Below are 13,224 nucleotides of genomic sequence, written 5' to 3'. Positions count from 1 at the left end.
TGCCACACACAGTTAATACAGGCGGGACGCCGATGCCACAGTTAACAGAGATAAATTTGGATGATTAGTAAATTGCTTAAGCTTGCTGGATCGGCAGTTCAATGATAAACTCGGTTCCCTTGCAGGGCTCCGACTCGCACCGAAGCGATCCTCGGTGATTTTCTACTAAGATTTTGTAGACAATAGACAATCCTAAACCGGTACCTTTACCAATTTCCTTAGTGGTGAAAAACTGCTCGAACATTCGCTCTTTTATCTGTGGTGTCATTCCGGTTCCCGTGTCAGCAATCCGCACTCTCACGTGATCTGGCCCAGCTAATTCTGTGGTGATCGAAATTTTTAGCGCAGCATAGGGCTGATTTTGTGATACCTCGTCCAAAGCATCGATCGCGTTGGTAATTAGATTCATAAATACTTGATTTAGCTGTCCTGAATAACACTCTACAGGAGGCAATTTTCCATAATTTTTAACTACTTGAATGTCGCGACGGTCTATTTGAGAATTGAGACGGTTTCGCAAAATTAACACGGTGCTGTCAATGCTGTCATGCAAATCGCACATGGTCATGTTACTGTTATCGGTTCGCGAAAAGTTGCCCATAGATTTGACGATTTCGCGAATGCGATTGGAACCCATTTGCATGGAAGAGATAACTTTAGGCAAGTCTTCAACTAGAAAATCAAGATCTATCTCTTCGATTTTAGCTGTGATTTCGGGACAGGGATTGGGATAGCATTCTTGATAGAGACACAACAGGTGCAACAAATCTTGAGTATAAATTGCGGCATGGCTCAAGTTGCCGTAAATAAAACTAACTGGGTTATTAATTTCGTGGACGATACTAGCCATTAGCGCCCCCAGCGAAGACATTTTTTCGCTGTGGAGGAGTTGAGCTTGAGTTTGTTTTAGTTCGCAAAGTGCGCGATCGAGCTCGGCAGCTTGAGCTTCTGCTTTCGCGGTAGCAGCACAACTTTCTTGATAAAGTTCAACCTGTTTGAGGTCGATTTCAAATTGTTCTATTTCGCTTTCTTGCTGGTATTGACTCACCACGGCATCGAAAGCTTCTAGCAAGTCGCCGCCCGCTGCTTCGATAATGTACAGCAAATGGGGATTTTCCAGCATGAGTTCCGCATCGGGAACTTGCAGCAATGCTTTTATGCGATCGATATATGCGCGCACTTGTTTGTCTAAGTACAGTGGCGGCTCAAAATACATTGCCTTGAGGGTTGCTGAAGGGGGACTCACTAAGTTGACGCTGCTGCCAATATTAATTAAGTCGCGGTGCGATTTTTCCATAAGCTCGATCGCCTCTAACAAATTTCCCCGCAGTTTGCCTCTTTCTACCCCATTCTGAGAGCAAACTAACCTCATGCAAAAAAAAGCCGTTCGTTGGGAAAGCATTCGCTGGCGGCCGCTGATATTAATTACCGCAGCACTAATTTTTCTGGCTGTCGTAATTTGTTCCAGATTAAAGTAGTTGCTCAGTGCTGCCATTGGTAATACTCCCGACTCAACTAAATGTCTGTAGCTCCTGCTGACACAAGATTTAAGAGCCATAAAAATAAGTGTACAATACACTAATCAATATATTCTGTATTTCCTAATAAAGTAGTATACTAAAACACAATTATTTGCAATTGGTCGCATATCACAATTTTTAGGATTCGGCTTCTTGCACAGTTTTTCTTAACTATTCAAAAATTTACAAGTCAACTTCGCCATAATTTGAGCTTGAGTTTGCGGCAACCCATGAGCAGCATTGGGAATAATTGCTAACTCTGCCCCCGGTATCTCATTAGCGTAGGTTTCACAGTGCCATAGAGGAATTGTTTCGTCACTCTCTGCTGCGATGACTAAGGTAGGAATTTGCAATTTGTGAATTTCTTTTTCTACTGTATCAACTGCATCTTCTGGCCGCATCCGGCTCATTAAAAATGACCTTGCTACTGGTTGAGACATTAACTCCCTGCGCCACGCGGAAATTTGTTGCAATTTCTCACTTTTTCCCGCTAAACTCGCAAAAGGTTTTGCCAACTGCAAGGCCCAATCAACGGCTGGGGTTTCCCACAGCAGCGGCCGAAAAGCATCGTATTGACCGCAAAAACTGTCGTCCCGAATTCCGGCTGGTGCTGCTAACACTAAACTGCTAACAGAATTAGGATATTTGAGGGAATATGCAGATGCTACCCAACCGCCAAAAGAATGTCCGATGATGCAGCAGGGTTCGATATTTAGTTGTTCTACAACTTGCCGGACAAAAGCAACTTCTACAGCTACGTCGTAGCGGATTTCTGGTTTGCTGGATTCTCCAAAACCTAACATATCTAAACTGATGCACCGAAACTGAGATTTCAATAACTCAATTAATGGCAGCCAGCAAGTCTTTTCCCCTAAGAAACCGTGCAGCATCAATAAGGGTCTGCCGCACCCGATGTCGAGGTAGGCGGCTATTTGGGTGGTGCTATTGACAAATGTACTTAATGTGTGCTTTTGTCCTACAAGTGCTTGAGACTGCATAGGGATCGACTCCTGATAGGTAAGAAATCTTTGTAAATAATTGTAACAAAAAAGCAGTCCAAAGGTTAAACTTCATTACGGAGTACACAGTTAGAAATAGACCATGATATTCTCTATGATTATTAGAAAATACTACAAACCCAAAGCAGGAGAACACTTTGAACTCTACTTTAAAACAGTACCCGGCTTGCTCTCTTCGCGAAGATGTCAGTGAGTACGTAGCACACCTACAGCTTCACATGACTTTACAAGCTCGCAACTTGCTCCCTACCATTACCACCGCTAAGGATAGTCGCGAACAACTGTTGCAGCAGACTCAGGCTCATTTTGAGAAACGAGTTTCTCGCCAAGCTATTTAAACAAATTTTTCGGGGTCATTACGATCGCCCGCGATCGAACTTTCCCACATTTCAGCATCCCAGAAACCCGGTAGCCTCAAAAATACCGGGTTTCTTTTCGGCTAATTATGCAGGGGGCCCGGTTTTGGGTAATATGCGTTGGGTGTGCTTTAAATTTAATCTCTATGCGAATTCCGATAATTGCATTTTTGACTTTGGCTGCGCTGGCTGGCGGCGAATTGGCAGCGCGGGCGATCGATCCGAGTGCCGCACCGACTGAGGCAGAGTTTAGAGAGGGAACTGCACAGGCACAGAGGGCGCAGAGGGAGGATGAGGTCATTGGTGATAACTTAACGTTAAACCCACCGTCTCTCTTGTTTGTAGCGAAGTCTAGATCCCCCCTAACCCCCCTTAATAAGGGGGGGACAAAAAATATGCTCAAATTGGGTCTTCTTAAGGGGGATTTAGGGGGATCTAGACTAGATGACAAGCGACATTTGTTATCGGTTCCAGTCTTAAATAGTTACCAATCGGATGAGGTGAGTCCAACTGTGCAGGATTTGCCGACATCCGATGAGCTCGCAGCTTCTCCAGAAGTACGCGCGACGCAGCTATCCCCTAGGGAATCGCCCTCATATCGTTTCCGGTTGCATCAAAATAATAAAATCGAGTCAACAGTTAACACTCAACCATTGAGTTTTTCCACCCCTCCTTCAACAGTCAACAGTCAACAGTCAACAGTCAACAATCACCTGACGGTGCAACCGGAATTGATATCACTTAAGTCCAGCCACAATAAAGATTTTACATCTCTGTTAAAAACTCCGGCGACGATCGCGGCACAAGCCAAAATCCCCGAAGCAGTCAACCTCAACGCCCGACAGCTAGACGGTACTCTACAAATCACTCAAGCAAGCAATGCTGAAGGCGTTTACGTTGCTGAGGTGAAAATTCGCTTTGTCAATTCCAGAGGTGAAGCTGTTGATAAAAAAGGGAATCCGGTTGAGGGCAGAATTTCGGAAGATTTTATCCGAGGTGAGCTCAAACTCAAGGCGGGGGATAACTACAGCCGGCAAGTTGTACGATCGGATTTGCAGCAGTTGCAGCAATTGGGATTGTTTGACAAAGTGACGGTTTCCATTGAAGAAGTTGGCACGGATGTTAATGTAATCTACAACGTTCAAGAGCGATCGGCTCGCTCTTTTAGCGTGAGTGCCAGTCTTAGTGATGATATTGGCGTTGCTGTTCCTCTTTCATATACCGATCGAACTTTCGGCACAAACCCACAGCGACTGGCGGTGGAACTTCAGCCCAGCCTCCGAGGTATCCAGTACGATGTCCAGTTTGTCAGCCCTTACCTTGCCGCCGAAGACCGTTTGGGATACAGTGTGAGAGCTTTTGGCGATCGCAGAATATCGGAAATTTTCAACAAAGATATTGATTTGCCCAACGGGGACCGAGTTCGGGAAATTCGGATGGGGGGAAATCTGAGGTTTACCAGACCTTTGGGCGATTGGCAATCGACTTTGGGACTGAATTATACAAACATCAGTACGCGCGATCGCAACTTAAATATCGCCCGCCGCGACGAACTCGGCAATCCTCTCACATTCAGCGGCAGCGGCGTTGACGAGTTATACACTGTTTCTTTTGGTGCGATCCTCGATCGGCGGGACAATCCCTTCAACCCCACGATCGGCTCGATTCTCAGCCTCAGCACCGAGCAGTCGATACCTCTGGGGCGAGGTAACATTGTGAGTAACAGGCTGTTAGCGAATTATATACAGTATGTGCCATTAACTTTGTTGGGCATCAGCAAGTCCGAAGCTTTACCCGAAATGCTGGCTTTTAACTTGCAAGCGGGCACGGTAATCGGGGATTTGCCACCAACGGAAGCTTTTCGCCTCGGCGGCCGCAATTCTGTGCGGACTTACGATAGCGGGGATATTGGCAGTGGCCGGAGTTATTTTTTGGCTTCGGGTGAATATCGGTTTCCTGTCGGTCAGGATGTCGGCGGCGTGATATTTGTTGATTTTGCGTCGGATTTGGGAACGGGAGATAGTGTACTCGGAAAACCGGCGGTAGTCAGGGATAAACCGGGGACTGGGGCGGGTGTTGGGGTGGGTGTGAGGGTGCGATCGTCCTTTGGATTAATTCGCTTAGATATGGGTGTTAGCGACTCCGGCGACATCAAATTTGTACTCGGTACAAAGCAGCGATTTTAAGAATAGTGCAACAGATCAGTTAAACCACAATCTTAAACAGATTTTGCGCGACTCAATTGCCGCCAAAGCCTTTAGCAGGGCATCATCAAACCTATCGGCCTCGGCTGGCGGGGTGTCGGTGATTGCTGCGTCTGATTGGGCGAGTTGTCGATCGAATAATTGAGTTTGATTTCTTTCCTAAACCCAACCTCCACAGTTTGCGGTAGTAATCGAAATCGAGTGAAATATAGCACCTCGGTAAGGACACAACAATGTTGTATCCCTACTTTGTTGTAGGCAATTGACAATTGCTATATTTATTTATGCTCGTAAATGCTTAACGCTTTGGTTTCTTCACATCAATAATTTTCGGCTTAGCCGGCGGAGTGCGCGGATAAAACTTAAACTTATTGAGTGCAGCACTTGCCGATTTAGCCACACCGCTATCTATATCTCGCAAAGCTTTTTGTAGCAGCGGAATCACTTTTTCAGACTTAATCATTGCTAGTGCTTCCACAGCAGCTTCGCGCACCTCCGGGTGAATATCTTGAGCTAATTTTCCCAAGGTTTCTATTGCTCGCTGACCTTCGGCTCTCAGAGCATTAGCAGCAGCCATTTTACCTAAAGCAGACGCGGCAAACTTGCGGGTTTCTTTGTCCTGACTTTGAACACATCCCATCAACTGCGGTAGGGAATAGCTAGGTGCTTGTCTGGTAATTGGAGGCTGTTGTTCGACTTCGGGTTGAGGTAAATCAATTGGTTGTGGTTCCGAAAAATCTGTGTAATTTAACTCTTCTTCAACTTCTGTTTGATTTAACTCACTTGAGAGTTCCTGCCAAACTTCTTCTTGTGATAAACCTTCGGCAAATTCTGTTGAATTTAACTGACTGAACTGCTGCTCCGGGACTTCTTGTTGTTGTACATTACTCTCGTACTGCTCTTGCAAAGATCTGATAGTAGCTTGCATCTGAGCTTCGTGAGCTCTCAACTGCTCGTGAGCCGCTTGCAACTGACTCTCGTATTGCTCTTGCAAAGCCTCCATATTTAACTGCATCTCAACCTCGCGGTTCTCATATTCTTCAGCAGTTTGCCTCAAGCGAATTTCGTGTTCATTTTGCAAGTTTTGCAAATGTTGCTCCATCTGAGCTTGATAATTTAGATGCAATTCGTCAGCAACTCTGAGTAAATGATGTTCGTGTTCTGCTTGCAAAGATTGGATATTTTGCTGCATCCTAGCATTGTTAGCGGCTTCTAATTCCTCGCTGATTTGTCGCCGCAGCTCATGCTCGTCTACGCTGGCAACTTGTGGGATCTGACTGTCGCGTTCGGCCTGAAGTTGTTGGAGCTGATTTTCATATTGAGCCGCAACTTGTTTGAGCTGGTTTTCGTATTGGGTAGTAACTTGTCTGAGTAAATTTTCATGTTCGATAGTAGCTTTTCTAAGCTGATTTTCCCGTTCTCCTTGCTGAGATTCGACAGCTTGTTGCACCCGAGACATCTGAGCTAATTCTATTTCCTCACTAATTCTGCGAGTTTGCTGTAAGTATTCTTGTTTTTGCTTGTTTAAGCGCTTTTCATACAACCAGTAAGCAACTGCTACCCCTGCCAAAAAACCTACGATCGCTCCTATGATACCCACAACTGAGATCCTCCCGACAAAATAGTGATGCTGGACTTTTTACATTTAACCATATAGCCTCCTGTAACCGCCCAGTAGCAACAGCCAGGCTGTCACTGCGAGCCAGTGAACCGCCACCGCAGGCCAGATAGAACCGCTTTGCAGGTATGCGAGGGAACACGCAACTCCCAAAATTGCCGCCAGTAGCAAAAACACTGGATTCATAAAGGTCGCTCGACCAACCGGGTAAAAAGTCAGTGCGTTCAGCGGGTGGTAAACTACAAAAATCGCCAAACTCGCGCATCCCCAAAACCACAGGATTAACCCAGAAGCGTTCTCGAACGGGTGTGGCAGCATTAACACCCGGAACAATAATTCCTCGGTGATGCCCGGACTTAACAAACAGCCAATGAGCACTCCCACAATTGTACGCCGAGAGGTTTGCACGTCTACTTTTAGAAATCCCGACCAGAAACCCACGGAAAGAGCGATCAAAGTGTAAACCAGCGCGAGCATAGCTGCAACCAGCCAATCAGTGAAATCGGGAATAGTTGAAAAAGCCAGGGTGACGCGACGTATCAGGAATCCCGGCAGCGCGTGAAGCGGAGCTATCCCGAAGGGAATCGCACTAAAATTTAACATAATCAAACTGATCCTTAAAATTTTCAAACAGATGTTAGCAGTAAGCTGAGCCGTTTATTATGCAAAACCAATCATTGCCGTCCGTCAGAGTCCGCGTTTTTGTTTCGGGATTAGTTCAAGGAGTAGGATACCGATATTCAACGAGGAATCAAGCAAAGTATTTCGGCCTCAGCGGCTGGGTAAGAAATCTCCCCGATGGGCGCGTCGAGGCTGTCTTTGAAGGATCTAAAAAAGCTGTTGAAGGAATGATTAGTTGGTGCCGCCGCGGCCCCACGGGTGCTAGGGTGAGTGAGTTGGTTTTGGAATACGAAGACCCGGAGGGTGATTCCCTTCAAGATAGCTCCGCCGCGCGTACTTTTGAGATCCGCCGATAAAACAATAAAGGGAATAATCTGCGGTTGAAATTGCTACTGTAGAAACGAGGTCTGCCTTGTATAAGGCAGGCTTCGCTCACGCTGACTAAAGAATGAATCGCATACAAAACGCCAATTTGGTATTGCCAATTTATCAATGATGAGCAAGTTGACTTAAATTAGCAAACAACTGAGCAACTTTGGTCAAATCTTTATCTCCCGGCGCTATTTCTACGCCGCTAGAAAGGTCAACACCGCTGAAGTTATTGCCGATCGCGCTATCAATTGCATTTAAAATATTATCGGGTGTTAAACCGCCCGCCAGCAGCCAAGGACACTGCGGTCTAAACTCTGATAACATCATCCAGTCGATCGTTTTACCAGTACCGCCCAATTGCTCTGGATGGTAAGCATCCAGCAGTAAAGTATCGACACGAACAGCATAAATAGCCGCCGTCTCTAGAGTTTCAGGAGTCTTAACTCTCAGGGCTTTGATAATTTCAATTCCCGGCAAAAACTGCCGCAGTCGATCGCAATATTCCGCTGTTTCATCTCCATGCAACTGCACCCCGCTTAAATTTGACTCTGCCGCTACTTGACAGATATTTTCTATTGTGGTGTTTGCAAAAACGCCGATGCGATCGACATTTTCCGGCAACTGCTCGACAATCAGGCGAATTGTTTCTGGGCTGACATAGCGCGGGGAAGCAGGCACACAGATAAACCCCAAAGCTTGGGCTCCCAAGCGGGCGATCGCAATTCCTTGGTCTAATTTAGTGATTCCGCAAATTTTAACCCGCACTCCGACTCCTCGCTTCCGAATTTGTATCAAAATATAAACGAATTGTTAACTATTAAAACAAATCTTAGTTTAATGCAAAACGCTTTTTATAATCTTGGAAATCAATTGATCTGTGAAATCAGGAGATAAGAACGTGATCAACTCATCTTTGCTGTTAGCCGTACAATCTACCGCTCCCTCAACACCGGAGTGGTCTCCACTGGTAGGACTGACAATGATTTTATGTAATTTGCTGGCGATCACGATCGGCTACTACGGCATAGACAAGCGAAACCGAGGCAAGGGCCCAGCTTTACCCGTTGCACTCCCTGGAATGTTCAAAGGCTTTGGCGTACCAGAATTGCTGGCAACAGCCAGCTTCGGCCACTTGCTCGGAGCCGGAGTAATCTTGGGCTTGGGTAACGCCGGAGTTCTGTAAAAATCAGGGGAAAGGCAAAGGCAAGGGGTAGAAAAGATATAATAGAAACTCTTTCTTCCTCTCCTTTCCCAGGAAACTTCATGCAGACAGGTTGGCGAATCGGCTCTTTATTTGGCATCCCCCTAGTTATAGATTATTCGTGGTTTATAATTTTAGCCTTAGCAACCCGCGAATACGCCACCAGTTACCGCGTGTGGGGGCCTGCGCTCTCCTGGAGTGCGGGGTTGGCAATAGCTCTGCTGCTGTTTGCTTCCGTGCTCTTGCACGAACTCGGACACAGCTTGGCGGCGATATCGCAAGGCATTAAAGTTAATTCTATTACCTTATTCTTATTTGGCGGAGTAGCTTCGATCGACTCGGAATCAAAAACTCCCGGTCAAGCTTTTCAAGTAGCCATTGCCGGCCCTTTAGTCAGCTTTGCGCTGTTTTTAATCCTCGGTTTGGGTGCTCAAGTTCTTCCCCCTCAAAGTTTGCTAGCAATTGTCACCGAAAGGGTAGCACTAATCAATCTCGTTTTGGGATTATTTAACTTAATTCCCGGTCTGCCTTTGGATGGAGGACAAGTTTTAAAAGCAGCAATTTGGAAAATCACCGGCTCTCGATTTGCCGGCGTTCGCTGGGCGGCAAAAACAGGACAAGTTTTAGGTTGGCTGGGTGTTGCTTTGGGTCTAAGTTTATGCTTGTTAGCGCGCGAGTACGGCGGCTTGTGGATTGCGCTGATCGGCTGGTTTGGCATTCGCAATGCCACTGCTTATAGCAGATTGACTTCACTGCAAGAAGCCCTGCTCAAAATTAAAGCCAGCGATGCGATGAGCCGCGAGTTTCGAGTTGTAGATGCAGATTTGACTCTGCGAGAATTTGCCGATCGATATTTGTTAGAAGTCAATCCGTTTCCATTTTATATTGCTGCGACCAACGGCCGGGATTTGGGCTTAGTGTCGATCGACGATATCCGCTTCACAGAACGCAGTCAATGGCAAGTTCAGACTTTGCACAACATTTTGAAACCCCTGGGAAAAACCCCCACAGTCTCCGAAAAAGCATCCATCGCAGAAGTAATTAACAGCATGGAAGCCCGTCAACTCCCCCGAATCATCGTCCTCTCGCCTATTGGTTCAGTAGCGGGGACGATTGATCGGGGTGACGTGGTTAAAGTTTTAGCAAAATACCTCAAACCCCAGATTTCCGAAGCCGACATCAAACGCAGCAAAGAAGAAAACAGCTATCCGCAGGGATTGAAATTAAGTGCGATCGCCAAAACCGCACAAGAAAACTAAAATTTTGGCATCAGTAAGGGGCATTTACGAGCGCGCCAATGTTAGATTGTTGAAACCAACAATTATTAATATGCCCAAATTATTTCATCAATTTCATCGTCAGTTGAAGGAGAGAGGGTGGAGCTGGAAAAACTTAACTCATTCCTTCCCCTTCGCTGACTTGCAACCTCTTGCTATTATCTGGATTGTCGTGACCGGAACTTTATTGGGAGTGCGGCATTTAGGCGGATTGCAGCCACTAGAATTAAATGCTTACGACCTCATGGTGCAGTTGCGACCCGATCAGGACCCTGACCCCAGGTTGCTGATAGTTGAAGTCACAGAGCAGGATATTAATAATTTTGAAAAATGGCCAATTTCCGATCGCACTTTAGCAAAAGCGATCGCAGAAATAGCTCGTCTTGAACCCATAGCTATTGGCATAGATATAATTCGCACGACTCCCTACGAACCGGGAAATGCAGAATTAGCAACTCAACTTAAAAACCCCAAAGTATTTCCCATTACCTTTATCGGCAACTCAGAGTACGATCGAGCTCCCCCACCTCCCAATATACAAAAAGAACGGATAGGATTTAACGATTTAGTCCTCGATCCTGATGGTAGAGTGCGTCGAAATTTGATGTTTGCTGGCGATGGTAAAACCACACTTACTTCATTTTCAATGCGGCTAGCTTTTGCATATTTGGATAGCCAAAAAATAGATTCTCAATTGACAAAAAAACAAGAGATTCAGGCTAATAAAACAGTATTTGCAAAATTGCAATCGGACTCAGGAGGTTATCAAAACATTAATGCCCAAGGCTATCAAGTCTTACTCAATTACCGCTCTGCTGAAAATATAGCAAAGAGCGTGACACTAACTCAAGTTTTGGAGCAAAAAGTTGATCCTAAATTGGTGAAGGGTAAAATAGTGCTAATAGGCGTTACAGCCCGAACTGTCAAAGATTTATTCTCCAGCCCTTACAGCGCTACTGCCAGCGGAAACCGCCTGATGCCTGGGGTATTAATTCACGCCACTGCCACCAGCCAAATTCTCAGTGCAGCTTTAGACGGCAAAGGGCTATTTTGGTATTGGGACGAATGGCAAGAAATTCTCTGGATCGCTGTTTGGAGTGCAGTGGGCGGCTGTTTAGCTTGGCGGCTAGAAAAATCCCTGAATTTGATGGGAAGTGCGATCGCAGCTTGCGGCTCATTATTCGGATTCACCTTTTTCCTTTTCATGCAACAGGGGTGGATACCTGTAATCACTCCAGCCCTGGCCCTTTTAATCACCGCAGGAGTCGCAGTCACCTATAAGTACGAGCAGTCGAGGCAACAGGAAGGGATTGTGATGAAATTATTAGGACAACAAACTTCACCCGCGATCGCAAATGCCCTGTGGAAAGAGCGCGTCCATCTGCTCGAATCAGGGTTATTGCCAGGGCAAAAAGTTACTGCTACTATCGTCCTCACCGACTTGCAGGGTTTTAGTACAATCTGCGAAAAACTACCGCCAGAAGTAGTAATGAGTTGGTTAAATGAGTATTTATCAGCAATGGCCCAAGAAGTCCAAGGACATCAAGGCGTGATTAATAAATTTACCGGAGATGGAATGCTGGCAGTATTTGGCGTACCCATTCCCCGCACAACTCCCGAAGAAATAGCAGAAGATGCTCGCTGCGCCGTATCTTGCGCTCTAGCCATCAGTTCCCGCTTGCCACAAATGAATCAAAATTGGCTCGATCGGGGTTTGCCGTCCGCAAAAATGCGAGTAGGCATCTTTACAGGGCCTGTGATGGTGGGTAGTCTGGGAGGCTCAACCCGTTTAGAATATGGAGTGATCGGCGACAGCGTAAATATTGCCTCTCGGCTCGAAAGCTGCGAAAAGGATCGGCAAGAGGACACTTGCCGGATATTGATTGCAGAAGAAACCTTTCTGCATCTGGCAGACAAATTTGAAGTAGAATCTTGGGGAGCTTTACCACTAAAAGGCAGGGAACAAAAAGTTAATGTCTACCGCGTCTTGGGAGAAGCAAGATCGGGAAAGTAAAAAGAGACAAAATAACTTTAAAAATTCAGGGAACTACTATGAAAAAAATGACTAATTTTTGGCTAAATTTGCTCGCATTTGGTTCCATATTCTTAATAGGAGCATTTAACGGTTGCCCATTGGCAGGTCTGGGACAGCCAATACCAAGGGAGTCGGGCAAGCCAGGCACTGAATCGGGAGGGCCGCGCTTCGGTCCGCCGACTCCAAGCACAGATGGCAAGCCAGGCACTGAACCGGGAGGGCCGCGCTTCATTCAGCCCCGTGAAGATATAGATGAGCGCCCCCCCACTCAACCGAGACGGCCTATACGCGGTGGCTGCGCGAGCATTAGTCAGCTAAGTCTCACAGCCTTAGTGCCTAAAAATAAGATCGGACGGACTGTTTCCGACTATCCAACTTTCTTTTTCTACTTGCCTCAAACAGAGGCAGAATTAGCCGAATTTACCCTAAACGATGAAAGCGGCAACCAGATTTATAAACAGGATGTCACAATTAGCAATTTATCAGGGGTGATCGGGGTTAGTATCCCCGCTAACCAAAATCTGCCGCCCTTGGAAGTAGGCAAAAGTTACACTTGGAATTTTACAGTGATTTGCGACTCTCAAGACAGATCGAGCGATCAGATCGAAAGCGGTACTGTACGGCGAGTTGAAATCAGTGCAGATATCCGCCGTCAATTAGATCAGGCAGATCCGCGCCAGAAAACCGTTATTTATGCTGAAAATGGGATTTGGCTAGATGCCCTCAGCACCCTAGCTGCGGCTCGCCAAGCCAATCCTAACGATGCAGAATTAGCTGCTGATTGGGAAAGCTTGCTAGAGTCAGTGACATTGGGCAAAATTGCCAAAGAGCCGATCGTTCCAACTACGCCACAACCATAAGCTGTACTGCATTTAAATTTAACTTTTCTGGCGGCGTTACAACAACGGGCTAGAAAAGTTTTAACCCACATTCCGCAGATGTGGGTGGAATTTTTTTATCAGTTGTGAAAAGTGGGAACCCCAAAGTTTTTCCGTTGAACT

The 13,224-nt window shown here is 46.2% G+C and carries 12 protein-coding genes; 7 read left to right on the top strand and 5 right to left on the bottom strand.

Annotated features, from left to right (window positions below; translation table 11 throughout):
• Window positions 1-76: 76 nt before the first annotated feature.
• Both QUA04_RS09550 and QUA04_RS09545 read right to left on the bottom strand, forming a co-directional pair.
• On the bottom strand, window positions 77-1,558 hold the full coding sequence (locus tag QUA04_RS09550; RefSeq protein WP_445242307.1) for an ATP-binding protein: 1,482 nt from the start codon (window positions 1,556-1,558) through the stop codon (window positions 77-79).
• A gap of 129 nt (window positions 1,559-1,687) precedes the next feature.
• On the bottom strand, window positions 1,688-2,518 hold the full coding sequence (locus tag QUA04_RS09545) for an alpha/beta hydrolase (protein ID WP_333256007.1): 831 nt from the start codon (window positions 2,516-2,518) through the stop codon (window positions 1,688-1,690).
• Window positions 2,519-2,676: 158 nt separating this feature from the next.
• Here QUA04_RS09545 and QUA04_RS09540 point away from each other — a divergent pair, with 158 nt between their 5' ends.
• Both QUA04_RS09540 and QUA04_RS09535 read left to right on the top strand, forming a co-directional pair.
• Window positions 2,677-2,877, top strand: coding sequence for a hypothetical protein (locus QUA04_RS09540; RefSeq protein ID WP_006634481.1), 201 nt, complete (start codon window positions 2,677-2,679; stop codon window positions 2,875-2,877).
• Window positions 2,878-2,984: 107 nt separating this feature from the next.
• Window positions 2,985-5,081, top strand: coding sequence for a BamA/TamA family outer membrane protein (locus QUA04_RS09535; protein WP_445242306.1), 2,097 nt, complete (start codon window positions 2,985-2,987; stop codon window positions 5,079-5,081).
• 316 nt (window positions 5,082-5,397) lie between these two features.
• Here QUA04_RS09535 and QUA04_RS09530 read toward each other — a convergent pair whose 3' ends face one another.
• Window positions 5,398-6,699 (bottom strand): HEAT repeat domain-containing protein, encoded by a 1,302-nt coding sequence (locus QUA04_RS09530; RefSeq protein WP_333256003.1) that lies wholly within the window; start codon window positions 6,697-6,699, stop codon window positions 5,398-5,400.
• 45 nt (window positions 6,700-6,744) lie between these two features.
• Window positions 6,745-7,320, bottom strand: coding sequence for a CPBP family glutamic-type intramembrane protease (locus tag QUA04_RS09525; RefSeq protein WP_333256001.1), 576 nt, complete (start codon window positions 7,318-7,320; stop codon window positions 6,745-6,747).
• 59 nt (window positions 7,321-7,379) lie between these two features.
• Between QUA04_RS09525 and QUA04_RS09520 the strand changes: the two genes are divergently transcribed.
• Complete coding sequence (locus QUA04_RS09520) at window positions 7,380-7,694, top strand: acylphosphatase (protein ID WP_333255999.1); 315 nt, start codon at window positions 7,380-7,382, stop codon at window positions 7,692-7,694.
• Window positions 7,695-7,827: 133 nt separating this feature from the next.
• Here the strand turns inward: QUA04_RS09520 and QUA04_RS09515 are convergent, their stop codons facing one another.
• Window positions 7,828-8,475, bottom strand: coding sequence for a phosphoribosylanthranilate isomerase (locus QUA04_RS09515; RefSeq protein ID WP_333255997.1), 648 nt, complete (start codon window positions 8,473-8,475; stop codon window positions 7,828-7,830).
• Window positions 8,476-8,608: 133 nt separating this feature from the next.
• Between QUA04_RS09515 and psaK the strand changes: the two genes are divergently transcribed.
• The 4 genes from psaK (at window position 8,609) to QUA04_RS09495 (ending at window position 13,083) form a co-directional block, all read left to right on the top strand.
• Window positions 8,609-8,893, top strand: a complete 285-nt coding sequence (psaK, locus tag QUA04_RS09510) for a photosystem I reaction center subunit PsaK (RefSeq protein WP_333255995.1) — start codon at window positions 8,609-8,611, stop codon at window positions 8,891-8,893.
• Between the two features lie 80 nt (window positions 8,894-8,973).
• Complete coding sequence (locus QUA04_RS09505) at window positions 8,974-10,170, top strand: site-2 protease family protein (protein ID WP_333255993.1); 1,197 nt, start codon at window positions 8,974-8,976, stop codon at window positions 10,168-10,170.
• 4 nt (window positions 10,171-10,174) lie between these two features.
• Window positions 10,175-12,202, top strand: coding sequence for an adenylate/guanylate cyclase domain-containing protein (locus QUA04_RS09500; RefSeq protein WP_333255991.1), 2,028 nt, complete (start codon window positions 10,175-10,177; stop codon window positions 12,200-12,202).
• Window positions 12,203-12,240: 38 nt separating this feature from the next.
• Window positions 12,241-13,083: a DUF928 domain-containing protein gene (locus QUA04_RS09495; RefSeq protein WP_333255988.1), complete on the top strand. Its 843-nt coding sequence runs from the start codon at window positions 12,241-12,243 to the stop codon at window positions 13,081-13,083.
• Window positions 13,084-13,224: the final 141 nt, after the last annotated feature.

Source organism: Microcoleus sp. S13_C5, from assembly GCF_036700845.1.
GTDB lineage: Bacteria > Cyanobacteriota > Cyanobacteriia > Cyanobacteriales > Microcoleaceae > Microcoleus.
Note: the sequence above shows the minus strand (reverse complement) of the source record. Positions and strands in the feature narration are given on the sequence as shown.